The organism is Sphingobacterium nematocida (assembly GCF_900168125.1).
In the GTDB taxonomy this organism is placed as follows: Bacteria; Bacteroidota; Bacteroidia; order Sphingobacteriales; family Sphingobacteriaceae; genus Sphingobacterium; species Sphingobacterium nematocida.
Genome location: NZ_FUZF01000010.1, coordinates 126,323 through 143,052 on the forward strand (window position 1 = coordinate 126,323; position 16,730 = coordinate 143,052).

15 protein-coding genes are annotated in these 16,730 nt (G+C 39.8%); 6 read left to right on the forward strand and 9 right to left on the reverse strand.

Annotated elements, in window-relative coordinates:
* The first annotated feature begins 16 nt into the window (after window positions 1-16).
* Both B5X76_RS12090 and B5X76_RS12095 read left to right on the forward strand, forming a co-directional pair.
* Window positions 17-841, forward strand: coding sequence for an energy transducer TonB (locus B5X76_RS12090; protein WP_079643366.1), 825 nt, complete (start codon window positions 17-19; stop codon window positions 839-841).
* 9 nt (window positions 842-850) lie between these two features.
* A complete protein-coding gene (locus B5X76_RS12095) occupies window positions 851-2,146 on the forward strand; it encodes a bifunctional folylpolyglutamate synthase/dihydrofolate synthase (protein WP_079643367.1) in 1,296 nt (431 codons plus the stop codon).
* Window positions 2,147-2,203: 57 nt separating this feature from the next.
* On the opposite strand, the gene uvrA is transcribed toward B5X76_RS12095, so the two are convergent.
* The gene (uvrA, locus tag B5X76_RS12100; protein ID WP_079643368.1) at window positions 2,204-5,047 is read right to left on the reverse strand and encodes an excinuclease ABC subunit UvrA; all 2,844 of its coding nucleotides are present in this window, start codon (window positions 5,045-5,047) and stop codon (window positions 2,204-2,206) included.
* 168 nt (window positions 5,048-5,215) lie between these two features.
* On the opposite strand from uvrA, the gene B5X76_RS12105 reads away from it, so the two are divergent.
* On the forward strand, window positions 5,216-6,262 hold the full coding sequence (locus tag B5X76_RS12105) for a DUF2157 domain-containing protein (protein WP_079643369.1): 1,047 nt from the start codon (window positions 5,216-5,218) through the stop codon (window positions 6,260-6,262).
* A 19-nt stretch (window positions 6,263-6,281) separates the two neighbouring features.
* On the opposite strand, the gene B5X76_RS12110 is transcribed toward B5X76_RS12105, so the two are convergent.
* The 3 genes from B5X76_RS12110 to B5X76_RS12125 form a co-directional block, all read right to left on the reverse strand.
* Complete coding sequence (locus tag B5X76_RS12110) at window positions 6,282-6,698, reverse strand: OsmC family protein (RefSeq protein WP_079643370.1); 417 nt, start codon at window positions 6,696-6,698, stop codon at window positions 6,282-6,284.
* 214 nt (window positions 6,699-6,912) lie between these two features.
* Window positions 6,913-8,241 carry an SGNH/GDSL hydrolase family protein gene (locus tag B5X76_RS12120; protein WP_079643412.1) on the reverse strand — a complete coding sequence of 443 codons (1,329 nt, stop codon included), beginning with the start codon at window positions 8,239-8,241 and terminating at the stop codon, window positions 6,913-6,915.
* A gap of 5 nt (window positions 8,242-8,246) precedes the next feature.
* Window positions 8,247-9,467: an OmpP1/FadL family transporter gene (locus tag B5X76_RS12125; protein WP_079643372.1), complete on the reverse strand. Its 1,221-nt coding sequence runs from the start codon at window positions 9,465-9,467 to the stop codon at window positions 8,247-8,249.
* 137 nt (window positions 9,468-9,604) lie between these two features.
* On the opposite strand from B5X76_RS12125, the gene tpx reads away from it, so the two are divergent.
* The 3 genes from tpx to B5X76_RS12140 all read left to right on the forward strand — a co-directional run bounded on the left by tpx (window position 9,605) and on the right by B5X76_RS12140 (window position 12,461).
* On the forward strand, window positions 9,605-10,102 hold the full coding sequence (gene tpx / locus B5X76_RS12130) for a thiol peroxidase (RefSeq protein ID WP_079643373.1): 498 nt from the start codon (window positions 9,605-9,607) through the stop codon (window positions 10,100-10,102).
* A 184-nt stretch (window positions 10,103-10,286) separates the two neighbouring features.
* Entirely contained in the window at window positions 10,287-11,441 is a 1,155-nt protein-coding gene (gene gmd, locus B5X76_RS12135; RefSeq protein ID WP_079643374.1) for a GDP-mannose 4,6-dehydratase, read from the forward strand.
* Between the two features lie 90 nt (window positions 11,442-11,531).
* Window positions 11,532-12,461, forward strand: coding sequence for a hypothetical protein (locus tag B5X76_RS12140; protein WP_079643375.1), 930 nt, complete (start codon window positions 11,532-11,534; stop codon window positions 12,459-12,461).
* Between the two features lie 255 nt (window positions 12,462-12,716).
* Here the strand turns inward: B5X76_RS12140 and B5X76_RS12145 are convergent, their stop codons facing one another.
* From B5X76_RS12145 to B5X76_RS12165, 5 genes are read right to left on the reverse strand one after another with little or no spacing between them, the layout of a single operon-like run.
* On the reverse strand, window positions 12,717-13,769 hold the full coding sequence (locus B5X76_RS12145) for a TerC/Alx family metal homeostasis membrane protein (protein WP_079643376.1): 1,053 nt from the start codon (window positions 13,767-13,769) through the stop codon (window positions 12,717-12,719).
* 2 nt (window positions 13,770-13,771) lie between these two features.
* Window positions 13,772-14,743 carry a polyprenyl synthetase family protein gene (locus B5X76_RS12150; RefSeq protein WP_079643377.1) on the reverse strand — a complete coding sequence of 324 codons (972 nt, stop codon included), beginning with the start codon at window positions 14,741-14,743 and terminating at the stop codon, window positions 13,772-13,774.
* Window positions 14,744-14,802: 59 nt separating this feature from the next.
* Complete coding sequence (locus tag B5X76_RS12155; RefSeq protein ID WP_079643378.1) at window positions 14,803-15,366, reverse strand: DUF3109 family protein; 564 nt, start codon at window positions 15,364-15,366, stop codon at window positions 14,803-14,805.
* An 8-nt stretch (window positions 15,367-15,374) separates the two neighbouring features.
* Entirely contained in the window at window positions 15,375-16,166 is a 792-nt protein-coding gene (locus B5X76_RS12160) for a DUF3108 domain-containing protein (protein ID WP_079643379.1), read from the reverse strand.
* A gap of 31 nt (window positions 16,167-16,197) precedes the next feature.
* Window positions 16,198-16,716 (reverse strand): DUF2480 family protein, encoded by a 519-nt coding sequence (locus tag B5X76_RS12165; protein ID WP_079643380.1) that lies wholly within the window; start codon window positions 16,714-16,716, stop codon window positions 16,198-16,200.
* Window positions 16,717-16,730: the final 14 nt, after the last annotated feature.

A 16,730-nucleotide genomic window follows, 5' to 3' on the forward strand; every position in this document is an offset into this window, starting at 1 on the left:
TTAAAATATAAGTACTATGTATTATCATCTCAAGGAAGAAAACAATATGCCAAAGGCCCTGGGGTATTCTGCTCTAGTAATGGCTGTATTGGGGGTAATTAGCTTCTTTATTGTGTTTGGACAACCTGAAATTCCTGAAATTGGTATGGGGGGAATAATAGTGAACTATGGGACGTCTGATGAGGGAATGGGCGATGATTATATGAGTGTAGAGGAGCCATCCATGGATGAGAATGCAAACGATGTGAGACCGGATCGGATTGTCCCTACAGAAACACCTACACCAACACCGACCCAACAGGTAGCTGATAAGGTTGTGGCAACACAAGATATGGAAGATGCGCCTGCTGTAGCAAAAGCGGAAAAGGCGGTGAAAACCCCGGCTGCGGAGACCACTAAAGAAACGAAGAAAAGCACTCCTGCGGTTAATACCAATGCTTTGTATAAAGGAAAGAAAAATAATGGTACTGGAACAGGAGATGGTACGGGCTCTACTCCTGGAAATCAAGGTTCTGAATTGGGAGACCCTTTAGCCTCAAATTATGGTGAGGGTGGTTCCGGATTTGGTAATGCGATGATTTCTTTGGCCAATAGAAAATTTACAGTCGCACCAAAAATTGATGATAATGGACAACAAGCCGGGATCGTGGCGGTGGAGTTTAAGGTAGATAAGAATGGAGTGATCACTTATGCCCGAGCCGGAGCTAAAGGAACTACTATTTCGGATGGTGGACTTTGGTCAAAATGTGAACGTGCGGTAAGAGGAGCTCGATTAAACCAGATTGCTAATGCTCCCGACAGCCAAACCGGTATTATCAAATTCAATTTCAAATTAAGATAGAAATCATTTATGTATACATATACGGAAGCAATCGACTATCTATACAGTCGATTGCCTATGTTTACAAGGGATGGGGCTTCGGCCTATAAGAAAGATTTGGATCGTACCATAGCGCTGTGTGATGCGGTAGGAAACCCTCAAAATAGGTATAAGACTATTCATGTCGCCGGTACCAACGGCAAAGGTTCCTCTTCACACATGTTGGCTTCTATTTTAAATGCTGCCGGTTATAAGACTGGGCTATATACCTCGCCTCATTTGGTTGATTTTAGAGAACGTATCCGTATTAATGGGGAGCAGATCGATCCGCAGTTTGTTGTGGACTACGTAAATAGCCAAAAGCAGCTTATTGAAGAAATACAACCCTCTTTTTTTGAAGCTACTGTCGCACTGGCATTCGACTACTTTGCCGTGAAACAAGTGGATGTGGCTGTCATTGAAGTCGGATTGGGGGGGCGATTAGATAGTACCAACATTATTCATCCAGATGTAGCCTTGATTACTAATATAGGCATGGATCATATGAATCTATTGGGCAATAGCCTGGAAGAGATTACTGTTGAGAAGGCCGGAATTATTAAAGCAAATACGCCAGTAGTTATCTCTGAAAGTAACTCTATAACAGCTCCAATCTTTATAAATCGGGCAGCTGAAATGGATGCAGGCTTGTTTTTTGCAGATCAATTTATTAAAGCCCGGTGTATTGAAAAGACCTCTACTTATCAAAAAATAGAAATTGTTTCAGCAGATTCTACGGAAGAATTTGAATTGGATCTGACGGGGTCGTATCAATTGAAAAACGTTTTGGGAGTTCTTGGTGTTGTTGAGCAATTACGAAAATTGGGTTATACCATCTCGACAGAACACGTACGATTGGGGCTTGCAGGAGTTCAACGTCGAACAGGATTACAAGGACGGTGGCAAACGCTATCTACAGAACCTTTAATCATTTGTGATACCGGACATAATGAAGATGGCATCAAGGAGGTGATAAAAAATCTGGAAGGACTACATTTTGAGCAACTGCATGTTGTTATTGGAGCGATGAAAGATAAGGACTTGGATCACATGTTGCCATACCTTCCCAAGGATGCTCTTTATTACTTTTCTAATCCAGATATGCCTCGTGCTATGGGGGCTGAAGAGTTAGCCGAAAAAGCACTTTCCTACGGTTTGAAAGGCAATGTCTGTGGTACAGTGGAAAATGCCCTGAACACAGCGAAAGTTGCCTACCGCCAAGGTGATTTAATTTTTGTAGGTGGTTCTAATTTTGTAGTTGCTGAGGTACTTGCGAGTAATCAGTGATGAGTGACGAGTGATTAGTTATGTACTTGTCACTCGTTACTCCATCAATTTGTCATCCTATTTCATTTCCTCTTTTAAGAAGCGTCCAGTCTCACTGTTCTTTTGTTTGATTAGATCCTCTGGCAATCCCGCAAACATCAATTTTCCTCCTTCTCTACCACCTTCTGGCCCCATATCAATAACCCAATCTGCAGTCTTTATCACATCTAGGTTGTGTTCGATAATCAATACGGTATTTCCTCTATTGACCAGTCTGTTGATTACGCCTAATAAGACGTTTACATCTTCAAAGTGTAATCCGGTTGTGGGTTCATCTAAGATGTAAAATGTGTTGCCTGTATCTTTTTTGGAAAGTTCAGTAGCCAATTTTACACGCTGTGCTTCTCCACCAGATAGTGTGGTGGAAGATTGCCCCAGTGTAATGTAGCCCAAGCCCACATCTTCTAGAGTTTTGATCTTGCGATGGATAGATGGGATATGTTCAAAGAATGCCACTGCATCGTGTATACTCATGTCCAATACATCCGATATTGATTTGCCTTTGTATCTTACCTCTAAGGTTTCGCGGTTGTAACGTTTGCCATGACAGGTTTCGCAAGGTACCTGTACATCTGGGAGAAAGTTCATCTCAATGATTTTCATACCCGCCCCTTGACAGGTCTCACATCTTCCTCCTTTGACATTGAATGAAAATTGCCCAGGCTTATACCCTCTAATCTTTGCTTCAGGTAATTGTACGAAAAGGGTTCTAATGTCGGAGAAGACGCCGGTATAGGTGGAAGGGTTTGAGCGGGGGGTACGTCCGATAGGACTTTGATCTATTTCAATAACCTTATCAATATGTTCAAGTCCTTCTATACTTTTGTAGGGCATAGGGGTGGCTTTTGCCCGAAAGAAGTGTTTATTGAGAATTGGATATAAAGTTCCCGTAATTAGACTTGATTTTCCAGAACCCGATACACCAGTCACCAGTATTAATTTGCCAAGAGGAAAGTCTACTGAAACGTTTTTTAGATTATTCCCGCTGCTACCTTTTAATGATAAGGTATGTCCGTTTCCAGTGCGACGTTCTTTGGGTATTTGAACTTCTTTTTTGCCGTTCAGATAATCTGCGGTCAAGGAGTCTGCTTGGAGGATTTGCGCTGGCTTACCTTGTGCAACGACCTGTCCGCCATGAAGACCCGCTGCAGGTCCCATATCGATTACATAGTCGGCGTGGAGTATCATATCTTTATCGTGCTCTACGACAAGTATCGAATTGCCGATATCCCGAAGGTTTTTTAAGGAATTAATTAGTCGCTCATTGTCTCGTTGATGAAGACCTATACTAGGCTCATCAAGGATGTATAATACATTGACCAATTGGGAACCAATTTGAGTGGCTAGACGTATTCGCTGTGCCTCGCCCCCTGAAAGGGTTTTTGATGAGCGGTCCAATGTAAGGTAGTTTAGACCTACATCCAGCAAAAAGCCTAGGCGCGTACGGATTTCTTTTAGAATCTCTACCGCGATTACTTTTTGCCGCTCGTCTATTCGTTCTTCGATATTTTCTAGCCAAGCCATTAACGAAGAAATATCCATTGCGGCTAAGTCGCTGATGTTTTTATTGTCTAGCTTAAAGTGTAGGGACTCTTGTTTTAATCGAGCACCTTTACAGGTAGGGCAACATACCTTTGTCCTGAAGTCTTCTAATGCAGGTGCATCGTCATTCGATTTTCCAGCGTATTCTTCCAGCATTTTGAAGATGCCTGAGAAGTTTACTTTGTATTCGCGTGCCCCGTATGAGCCGTAGGATACCGTCAAGGAGATCGGTTCGTCGGCTCCAAAAAGTAAGGTGTCGATTTGATCTTCCGTGAGCTTCTCGACGGGGGTAGTTAGCGTAAATTCAAACTTTTGTGCTACCGCTTTCAAGACGGCGAAGTTCCAGGATTCTCTAAAAGGTCCAAGAGGTACGATAGCTCCCTTTTGTATACTTAGTTTACGATCTGGGATAACGATTTTTTTGTCGATTTCAAATATATAGCCCAAGCCGTCACACTTTGGGCAGGCGCCATAAGGGGAATTGAAAGAGAAGGTATTAGGTTGCGGTTCGTCATAGGAAATACCGGACTCGGCATCCATAAGATAACGGCTAAAAAATTGTTCCTTGGTATTCTCTTTGTTCGCAATCTTAATAATTCCCTTTGCGGACTTCATGGCCTGAAGAACGGAGGTATAAAGGCGTTTTCGATCATCATTCTCCACGATGACACGATCTACAACAATCTCAATATCGTGTATTTTATAACGGTCTACCTGCATCTTGGGGACGAGATCCATCAATTCGCCATCAACACGTACTTTAGTATATCCTTGTTTGCGGATTTGCTCAAACAATTCTCTATAATGTCCTTTACGTCCCTTGACTATAGGTGCAAGGATATAGATCGCTTCATTTATAAAGTCTTCTAAGATACGATCTACAATCTGATCTTCAGACATTCTTTGCATACGCTTGCCACTGACATAGGAGAATGCTTCGCTAGCTCGCGCATATAAAAGACGCAAGAAATCGTATATTTCGGTAATAGTACCTACAGTAGATCTCGGATTTTTGCTGGTTGTTTTTTGTTCTATTGAAATTACTGGGCTCAATCCGGATATTTTATCCACGTCGGGTCGCTCCATTCCACCCAGAAACTGACGGCTATACGCTGAAAATGTCTCCATGTATCGGCGTTGACCTTCAGCATATATCGTGTCAAAAGCTAAGGATGATTTACCAGAGCCGCTTAATCCGGTAATGACGACTAACTCGTTTCTAGGGAAGGCTATATCGATGTTTTTAAGGTTATGTACACGTGCACCAAATACCTCTACTTCATTCTGATCTCCTAAATCTACTGCTTTTGTTTTTGACATGGAACGTTAAGTTTTTGCAACTTGCAAAGTTACTGAATATTCGTCGGACTTTATAGGGCGCGTACCATATGCTTACATAAATTCGCTTTTATATTTCGACTCAAATATATGGCGTTTAAAGTCGAATTTATGTAGGTTTGTAAATAGGACGGATTAAACCGAATATGGGTGAAAAAACTAGATTTAAGTAAGCACGAAAAGGAGACCATAGACCAGGCTTTGTTGCACTGGCAGGAGCAGGGGCTGTTGGATGAAAATAAAGTTTTGGAGTTACAGGATAATGTAGATGAACGGAGCTTTGAATGGAAGGTGTTGGCACGATATGCTTTCTGGGTGGCTCTGGCTTCTTTGATCTTTTCAGTGGTATCGTTGTTTGCGGATGATATGCTTGTTCGTTTTGTGGAACGTTTTTACGAAACACCTAATATTGTATTTTGTCTTTTCTTTGCTGCCTTGGCCGCGCTTTTTTATTTTTTAGGCTTTAGAAATAAAAAGCTGTATCCGGATAAAACGTTTTCTAACGAGACGCTTATGCTCGCTGGCTCTTTCGCTACCGCTGCCAGTATCGGGTTTTTAGGTCAGATTCTAGATCGTAATACACACTATTTTACGATTCTATTTTTCCTCTCAATTTTGATTTATGCAGTTTTGGCTGTTAAACTTAAATCTAAATTAATATGGGTATTTACCCTAGTGGCTTTAGGCATCTGGTTTGCGACAGAAACAGCACTGCATAGTGAATGGGGCTGGAAGTTCTGGGGAATGAACTTCCCATTGCGTTTCACCATTTTTGGCGCGTTGCTTACCGCTTTTTCTATTTGGATTCAACCCAGATGGCATACTTTAGTCTATTTTCAGTCTACAAGTTTTGTGATAGGTCTGTTGTATTCGATGATTGCCTTATGGTGTCTATCTATATTTGGGAATTACAGTGATTTTGATGCTTGGACTAAGATACGTCAATATGAGATTTTGTATTGGGGAATATTAGCTATCGCGATATCTTTGGGGCTCGCTATATACGGATTGAAGAAGAAGGATTCTGTAATACGTGACATTGGTTTTGTCTTTTTCCTACTGAATCTTTATACTCGTTTTGTGGAATATCTTTGGGACAATATTAATCGTACTATATTTTTTCTGTTGCTCGCAATCTCCTTTTGGCTTGTGGGACGGTGGTCTGAAAAAATATGGAAAAAAAAGAGCACCGTTTAGGCGCTCTCTTTTATTTGAGTTAAGCAATCTTGATGCTATAGGTAATATCTACGCCTCCAGCGGCTAGCATATCGTGAACAGAACAATATTTTTTGACGGCTAGTTCGGCTGCCTTTTGGGCTTTAACTTCGTCAATATCTCCCTTTAGTAGAAAGCTAATGTGGATTTTGGTGAAAATATTTGGGACTTCATCTCTCCTCTGTCCTTCTACTTCAACTGAAATGTCTTGAATATCCTGTCTTTGTTTCTGTAGAATAGTCGTCAAATCGAATACACTACAAGATCCTAATGCCATTAACACCAATTCCATAGGACGTACTCCTTTTCCTTCTCCTCCGATGGAAGCGGGACCATCTATGTTAATTTTTACTGTTGAGGAATCACTGGATGCCTCGAAATGTACAGCTTTATTAATTCGTTGTAATGTTGTTTTCATATGTGTTTAACTTGTCTTTTAATGGTCATATGGAATATCCAAACTATTTTCATCAGTGTTTGTGCAGTTCTGCTACATGAATATTTCATATGTTTAATTTGTTTCATCCACCTTTCATTGGATTCTTTATCAAACTTATATAAAATGCCTGAAATTAAATAGAAAAGAGCCGCTTTTCTATCAAAAGCGGCTCTTTTTTGAATAAATATCATCCTTAAGGCATTTTTACGCCGCGATATTTGGTGGCATCTACTTTGTCGAGTTGACTGCCATATTTCGCATTGGTCGCTTCAATAAAGATGTTTGCCATGATAGCGTATCCCATAGGGGTAAGGTGAATCCCATCTAATGAAAATACGTTGCCAGTGATATATTTATTACTAATAACGACCCCATTGTACACATATCCGTTCTTAACCTTATTCAAGAAAGAATGTATATCTGCTAGTGCAAGATTTCGGTTTTTAGCAACTTCTTGAATCTTCTCATTATACTGCGCAATACGTGTTTGTACTTCTACCACCTCTGCCTCGTCCAATACATATTTACTTTCAATGGGATTATTAGGATGGAGACCATAAGGAATTTTTTGTGCATTAGGCTTTCCTAATAAACCTGAAGAAGCAAAAGGCAGTACAAACATATCTTTGTCAGTAGCAGGTCTTGTCCCGGTTTTCGTTTCAATAAAGAGGGCAGTAACAGCCGGCCCGCCTTGAGCTTGGGAGGCAGCACTCGCTGCTTGTAATAAGGCCTGTCTGGTCACCGTAGTTAGAAAAGGAACAGCCGATACGTCTGGAATGGTAGCTATTACTCCTTTGCGTCCGTTTGTGGTTAAATCGGTAATAAATTTTCGAAGATTGATTCCAAATGTTGCAGTATCTGTCAGTTTGTTGGTATCATCACTATGTACCGCTCCATTGGTAGCATAGCCCAATGCATCGTTATTGCCTAGACTAAAAGAAAAGAATGTATGATTTTTGGATGTTGCAAACTGGCGATAAGTAGTGAGCGCCGCATTGTCTGCTAATAGTCTTTCAAAATATGGGTTGCCAACTTGCGAACCTAGACCTGCTATATCAATCATATCTAGTCGCATTCCAGGGACACCTAGATTATTTATCTCATCTGTATATTTTGTGTATAAGGGCTTCCCTGTTGGTGATACGCCTCTTACAGCCAGTTTGTCTGTTACCACTTCAGTTACGGGTTGACCATTTACCAGATCTTTTAATCGGATATAGCCCGAACCATTGGATTGGCTTTCAGTAAAGAAAGGTGATTTGAAATCACCACCACCTTGAGCCTTCATCTTTTCGGCAATTAGTAGGGGAAAAGCCCGTTGCTGTCCTTCCAAGTATAACCCGCCATCTGCGAAACCTGCAGTAAGGGAATTACCGATAGCGATGTATTTGGTGAAATCGGGTTTTGAAGCTCCTGTGTTTTCTTTTGGGGTTGCATTATCTATTTCTGGGGCACAAGACGCGACTAGAGCGCAGGCAGCAAGAACTATATAAAGTTTAACGTTGTTGTGGAGTAAATTCATGATAATTACCATTTATAGGTGAATGAAATTGCTGGCGCATGAATATTGGTTTTGAATGTCCCGTTCAAACCTGTTACAGTATTTGTTACTGTACGTTCCAAAATTCGTTGGAAGGTATAAGCTCCTGTCAAATCGAATTTCTCGGAAAGCATGTATGTAAAACCTAGTGACCCCATGACACGGTTATTGTCGGGAGTCTCCGCATATACATACTGAGGCCTTACTGGCGTATAGACATAGCCCGCACCTGTACGGATATCTAATTTATCAGTTGCCTTATAATTTAAACCAACTTTTCCAGAAAATGCCTTTTGGTAGTTTTTAGGCTGATAGGTGTCTTCTAAAGCAGCGGTATTGTCTTTGTAATCAAATGTTAATGACTTGTAGACGTCGTAGCCTATGAATGTCGCATCACCAGCAAAGTCTAGTTTCTCACTGATTGGGAATGTGACGCCTACATTAAAAGAAGCTGGTAAGGGTAATTCTGCATCAAAAGTGGTGGTTGGAAACGAAGAGGCGAGTACATCCGGTACTGAAAATTTAGCGTCCCCATCTTTTAATTTAGTGATCACTTTAGAGCGGTAGCTCAATGATATTGCAAACTCATCTTCTAAGTTGTAATGGACCCCTACATTATAGCCCGTTCCGGTCCCCATGCCTGACAGTTCTGCGCGGCCAGGTTGTCCGTTGGAGTCAAAAACAGGGATTGATCTTGATAGATCAACGAAACCTAGATTGTAAACAAAACCTCCACCTATGCTAAATGCATCCGTAATCTTAAAGCTTAAAGTGGGCTGTATGTATATTGCACGCATCTGTAGATGGTTTAACTCAAATCTACCGGGCCAGTCTTGCCCCCAGTCCACCGCACCCCCAAATGGGGTATAGACACCAAGACCGGCTTTCCACCACGTGTTTTTAGGGCCGAAGGTTGCAAAAACTGAAAAGGGAGGCGTGATTTGAAATTTGGTGTCATACTGTTGCGTAGCATTGACTTCCTTAAAGGCCGACCTGTACATGATGGTCGTGGCGCCTGCAGAAACTGCATTGTGATTCATTTTTGCCAGAGCTCCTGGATTGTAGAATATACTGGATTCATCGACAAATAACGCCGAGCCAGCACCAGCCATCCCCAAGGCCTTTATGCCTTGAGTGTTCACTTGAGAGCCTTGTGCGAATAAGAGAGTAGGGCTAGCTAATAGAAAGGATAAAAGTAATTTTTTCATAAGCTTATTTGGTTACCAGAGTCTTTAAAATACAATGCTAACATAGTATTTTTTTTGCAAATAAAATAATTTATTGTCTTTTTTAAATAGGTGTATTCCTCTAAAATTGCTATATTGAAACATTAAAAATTATTATCATGAGTCAAGTTTTGTTTAAAGGTATAACAGTCAACACAGCAGGAAGTTTGCCTGCCGTTGGATCTAAAGCTCCGGAATTTTCATTAACCGCTGCTGATCTCTCTCAGAAATCGTTATCGGATTTTTCAGGGAAGAGAATTGTTTTAAATATTTTTCCAAGCATTGATACAGGAACCTGTGCAATGTCAGTACGCACATTCAATCAAAAGGTTTCGGCTCTGGAGAATACGGTGGTTCTATGTATTTCTAAAGATTTACCCTTTGCGCAGGGGAGATTCTGTGCCGCTGAGGGGATAGAAAATGTTGTTACACTATCAGAATATAAAGACAATAGTTTTTCGGAAGCTTATGGCGTCCGTTTCTCAGATGGTCCTTTGCAAGGCTTGTTAAGCCGCGCTGTTGTAGTTGTTGATGAAAGCGGTAATGTATGCTATACGGAACAGGTTGCAGAGACGACCAATGAACCGAATTACGAAGCGGCTATAGCATCCTTGTAGGCGCGCTGAACCGGTAAAAAAGCATCTCTTTTGTCTAGCAAGGTTTGGATAAAAAGAGATGCTTTTTGCTTTTATATAACACTTCTGTTGTTGGCGGATAAAAAGTTAATGCAAATAATTGTTTTTTTCGAACTGGTATTCGTGAATCCAATGCATTTTATCTAAGTTTGGCTAATTTTTCATTATGAAGGAATCTACTATTCAAAAGGTAGCACTTATTACAGGTGTTACAGGACAAGACGGAGCTTATCTGGCTGAGTTTTTATTAAAAAAGGGCTATTTGGTGCACGGGTTGAAAAGAAGAAGTTCTCTTTTTAATACGGATCGTATTGATCATTTATACCAGGATCCGCATTTGGACAACCGGAATTTTGTCCTACATTACGGTGATCTAACAGATTCAACTAATCTTATCCGTATTATCCAGGAGACTCAACCTGATGAAATCTATAATCTTGCTGCACAGTCGCATGTTAAGGTAAGTTTTGATACACCCGAGTATACTGCAAATGCGGATGGTATAGGCACATTGCGTATACTCGAAGCTGTTCGGCTTTTGGGATTGATTGAAAAGACGAAAATATATCAAGCTTCTACTTCCGAATTATATGGCTTGGTACAAGCGGTACCTCAGAGTGAGACAACCCCATTCTATCCTAGAAGCCCGTATGCTGTAGCAAAGATGTACGGTTACTGGATTACGGTCAACTATCGAGAAGCATATAATATGTATGCGTGTAATGGAATTTTATTTAATCACGAAAGTCCTGTTCGAGGGGAAACATTTGTGACGCGTAAAATATCAAGAGCTGTGGCTAAGATTGCTTTGGGATTGCAAAGTAAATTATTTTTAGGAAATCTTTCTGCTCAACGCGATTGGGGGCATGCTAAGGATTATGTGGAAGCCATGTGGCTCATCTTGCAGCAGGATGTTGCCGAGGATTTTGTAATCGCTACTGGGGTAACGACTACGGTTCGTGATTTTGTACAGATGAGTTTTGCAGAACTTGGTATAACGGTCGAGTTTAGCGGTAAAGATGAATTGGAGAAGGGTGTTATCATAGATCGTGACGATAATCGATTACGCGAACTAGGAATAGACCCCGAAGGCGTAAAATTGGGACAGACAGTAGTGAAAGTGGATCCGAGATATTATAGACCTACGGAGGTCGATTTATTGATTGGCGACCCAACGAAAGCACAGACTAAGCTCAATTGGAAACCTAAGTATGATCTACAAATGTTGGTGTCGGAGATGGTTTTGTCAGATCTCCGCTTGATGCGTAAAGAACAATATCTGAAAGAAGGTGGTTTCGAGACACTTAACTATTTCGAGTAAGGTGGTTTTTGGAATAGTTTTTGTTGAGTATTTTCCAGCTATGGAAAATATAAGTTTAAACGCGATTTGGGGTAAAATAGAAGGTCTGATATGGAAGTGAGAAATACATCCGTCGAGAGTGAGGTTCCGAATAACAAGAAAGATAATTCGAAGATTTATTTTTTTATGATTGCTATAGCTTCGCTCCTTGCAACGAACATATATTTTTATGTAAAGTTTAAGTCTTCAGGAGAGAAGTTGTATACCGTAGCTTTACAAAAAGAGAATCTACAGATCGAAATTGATAGGATAGAAGCTGAATTAGACAATATCAAGAACCAAAATGTAGAAGGGTTACCGGAGAGTTTAATTCAAGAAGAGCAATTTGCACGCAAGATTATTGATGATTTACGCACGGAACTTGAAACTTCGAATATTTCTGATGCCCAGATTCAAGCAGCGAAAGATCAAATTCAGAAGCTAAAGAAAAATGTCTCTTCATTGAAAGATGAGGTTGGTGAATTGAAGCTTCAGAACGACGTGCTCTTGAAACAAAATAAAGAGTTAAGTTCAACCGTTAAAGAGAAGACTGACCAGGTTGAAAACCTGAGAGAGAGAAACGAACGTTTAAATGAAAAAGTTAGCGTGGCGTCTTCGATAAAAGTCTCCAATGTCTTGGTTAATGGTGTGGAGAAAACACGAAAAGGTGTTTTGGAAATAGAAACGAAAGCTAAGCGTGTTGATGATTTACAGATACGATTTAGTATAGCTGATAATCCATTAGCTAAAGAAGGTAGTAAAGAAGTTTTTGTTCGGGTGATTGATCCTCAGGGTAATCTTATTGCTAGAACAGGAGACGTTTTTTATGTTCATGGTGACAAACTGCAATATACGTTTAAGGAGGTAATCAACTTTACGAATAAAGGTGAAGAGTATCAGTTCTTATGGCGTGATGCAGATCGCTTTAAGAAGGGTGCTTATACGGTGTTGTTGTATGCTGATAATGCCATAATGGGGCGATCTAGTGTAGTTCTGAAATAGCAAGTATTTATTTCTTACAAATATTTATAGCGAGGTTAGGCCTCGCTTTTTTTTTTGAAACTGTCCGTATTATTGAATGATTATACTTTTTAAGGAGTCGAAAGAGCTTAAAGTAAGCTCTTTCGACTCCTTTGCGTTCGCTTTCCTATTCTCTCTCGAGAGATGGCAAGCTGACAATCCGTGACACAGTAAAAGAAAACGGCATATAGACTACTTTGGTCTATATGCCGTTTTTATTGGATCTTATTGATATTACTATTTGTCGTAATTCTCTTTCTTAGGGAAGATGAGTGATGCAATAACACTAAGTGCCAAGATGCTCAATATGATGATCAACGAATGTGTTGTCGTAAATCCCCATCCTTTTAACCAGTCGTGAAGTAACATTTTTGCACCTATAAATATCAGAAGGAATGCCAATCCTACCTTTAGATAGTGGAACTTATGGATGATGTTTACTAATAGAAAGAACATTGATCTTAGTCCTAATACCGCAAAAATGTTGGAGAAAAATACGATATATGGATCTTTGGTTACCGAGAATATCGCAGGAATAGAGTCTACAGCGAAAATCAGATCGGTAAATTCAATAACCAAAAGAACAAGAAATAGCGGTGTCATGTAGCGTACACCATTCTCAATATGGAAAAAATGTCCTCCATCCATGTTTGGTGTTACCTTAAAGTATTTAGAAGCAAACTTAACAACAGCATGGTTTTGTGGATCGACTTCTTCTTCTTGGTTTCTGTTGATGTACATCATAAATCCAGTGTAGACCAAAAAAGCACCAAATACATAGAGTATCCAGCCGAATTTGGCTATTAGTGCAGCGCCAACGAAAATGAATATACAACGTAATATAATAGCACCGAGGATCCCCCATACTAATACTTTGTGGTAAAAGCGTTCTGGAATACCAAAGGAGGAGAATAATAACACCATGACAAATATATTGTCTACAGACAAGGCGTACTCAACAACATAACCTGTCAAATACTCTAATGTAAGGTTCTTATTGTAAATATGTATACTAGCAGCAAGATCATTCTCTATGATCTTGATATCATGATAATGCTTGGCGACAACTTCTTTTAGTCGTGCTAAATCATGGACATCGTGCAGTTCGTTGCCCCAATAATATAACACCATACCAAAACCTAAGGCAAATAGAATCCATATAACGGACATAATTGCTGCGGCTTTTAAGCTTACGGGTTTGTCACTTTTGCTGAACAGACCAAGATCTATTGCCAACATGAGGATTATGAATATGATAAACCCTCCAAAAAACATTACTTCATTGCTCATTTTTATTTATTTCTTTCTGTCGTAAATTTAACTAGTTGTTTTAATCCTTCTTTATATAGATTATCTGGGAATTTGGCTAAGATGTCGAAGGCTTCCTGTTGAAACTGTAACATCTTTTGCGTAGCATAATCTAAGCCTCCACTAGCACGTACAAATTGAATTACTTCCTCTACTTTTTCGGAGTTTTCATTGTGATTTTTCACGAGATTGATAATTCTCCGCTTTTCAGATGTTGATGTATGTGCGAGAGCATATATCAATGGTAATGTCATCTTTTTTTCTTTAATGTCGTTGCCTACAGGTTTACCGATATCATCTAGTCCAAAGTCAAATAGATCATCTTTAATCTGAAATGCTAAGCCAACTTTCTCACCAAATAGTCGCATTAACTCTACTGTATCTGTATCTGCTTTTGCGGAAGATGCACCGGATGCGCAACATGAAGCGATAAGAGATGCGGTTTTTTTACGGATAATCTCGTAATAAATTTCTTCTTTGATATCCAGCTTTCGAGCTTTCTCGATTTGTAAGAGCTCGCCTTCACTCATTTGTTCAACAGCCTCGGAAACAATCTTCAACAGGGCATGTTCTTCGTGATTTACCGAGAGTAGTAGTCCCTTAGATAGTAGAAAATCACCTACTAGGACTGCCACTTTATTTTTCCATAATGCATTTATAGAGAAAAAACCTCTCCGTTCATTCGCATTGTCTACGACATCATCATGTACTAGGGAAGCTGTATGGAGAAGCTCGACCAAGGATGCTCCTCTGTAGGTTGATTCTGTAATCTCTCCACACAGACCCGCAGCAAAAAATACAAACATAGGACGCATTTGCTTTCCTTTCTGTTTGTATAAATACTGGGTTATAATATCTAAAAGTGGAACAGAGCTTTGCATGGACTGCTTAAACTTTGTTTCGAATATCGAAAGCTCTGTTGCTATGGGGCGTTGTATCTCCTTTAAACTAAGCATGAATGATGGTAAATACCAATTAGCGTCTATTTATACGCAATAAAGATAACAAAAATACATTAGATAGAATCTACGGATTCTTCTAATTTAGCATACCATTCTGCTCCATACTCTCTTATAAGTGGATCTTTTAAAAATTTATAAACGGGTACCTGCAATTCTTTTCCGAAACTACAGGCATCTTTACAAATATGCCATCTGTCGTAATGCAACACGTCAAATTGGGGGTAATGGGTGGTGCGGATAGGGTACAGGTGGCAGGAGATAGGCTTCTTCCAGTCTACTTCACCTAGTTCATATGCTTTTTCAATAGCACATTTTGTTATCCCGTTTTCCCAAGTCACATAGGCGCATTCTTTATTACCATCTACGCACGGAGTCGTTAAGTCTCCATCTCCATCGATGACATGTGTACCTTGCTCTTCTACAGCTTGAATACCCTCAGGGGTCATATAAGCTTTTATTTTTGGATATATTTCTTTTAATATCGCTTTTTCCGACTCGCGTAAAGGCGCGCCGGCATCACCTTCTACACAGCAAATGCCTTTGCATTTGGAAAGGTTGCAAACAAAATCATTACTTATCAAGTCCTCGTGGACCAATACATTATCAACCTCAATCATGATCTTAATTATTTTGAATAACTTGCTTTTTTTCCCAACTCATATTTCAATCCCTCTGCCTTGGTCAAATCCATGGTAACCGATCCGATTAAGATTTCTACCTGAGCTTTAACGGGAATACGATTGCCGTCATTGGTTACCCACAAGTATAATTTACTGTCTTTTTTAAAGATACGTCCTGGCTTGATTTCTGGACTTAATTTAATACAATCTAATGTGCCTAGACTTGTTTTTATCTGTTCAGTGCCTACGTAGAAGACTTTTAGTTCGGCAACCTCATCGTTTAAGAAGTAGGGGATTTTGAAGGAGTCTCCACTTTTAAGCGAGGAAAGATCTAGATTTCGTGAAAAATAGTAGGCTGATAAGAGATCGAAAATCTGGGATGTTCTCCCTTTAAAAGTGCCTTTCGCCCCTTTAACAGTTCCATTTCTATGGTCGAACGTAGCATATTCTTTTCTTGTATAACTATTTTCATGGATATCCTCGGTATAGAGATAGGGTTGGTAGGTATTGCCGTCTATATACGAGTCGTATTTATTTCTTACGGTGTAAAATATGGAGAATGCAGACGAAGTCTGCCCAAACGCATTAAGATGAAATGTATTCTTATTGCTAAATTGCAGTTGTGATTTATTGACTGATAACACGCCATTCGCCGCAGAAATTACACCGTATCTTAGTTTGTAAGATAGCTTTTCGCCTTCTTTAAAAGTAGGTTCTTTAAGGTAGGGAAGTGTTTGCGCTGAGCCCCATGACAACATAGCACATAGGATAAGTAATAAGCTGTAGAATTTTCTCATAGATATAGGACAGGTGGAAATGGTAGAAGGTTTAACTTTTACGTTTGAAGACCGGTACAGTGGAGCAGGGTTCGCCGTACATGATACTCTTTGCAACCTGTGTAAGTTTATGGGTGAACAATACGAATGCACTTTCTGGTATAAATACATCTCCGCATCCTTTGACTACAATGCGTTGATCTTGATATTGTGTATAGTCTATTCCTTGTATAGCCTCTGAAAAAATATCGCGTATAATCTCTTCTTGTGATCCAAAGTGTAGGGATTTAGCAAATGGGCTTAACACATTTGATAGGATCATATAGGCCCAAGTGGGTACGATTGCATCTGTAGAACAGGTAATTCCAATGTGTTTGCCCTCGTATTGGCTCCAATCATGCTCTTTCACAAAAGCTCTAAAATCCTTTTCTTTCAGTATTAAACCATGGAAAAGGTTGTCCTTTATATCATAGACAAAAATACGCTCTTTTGCGGGAGCATACTGCGCTAAATCTATGGTTATCAATCCACTTTGAGCGACCTTATTAACAATATTTTCTTGGATATCCATTGACTAGAAATAAA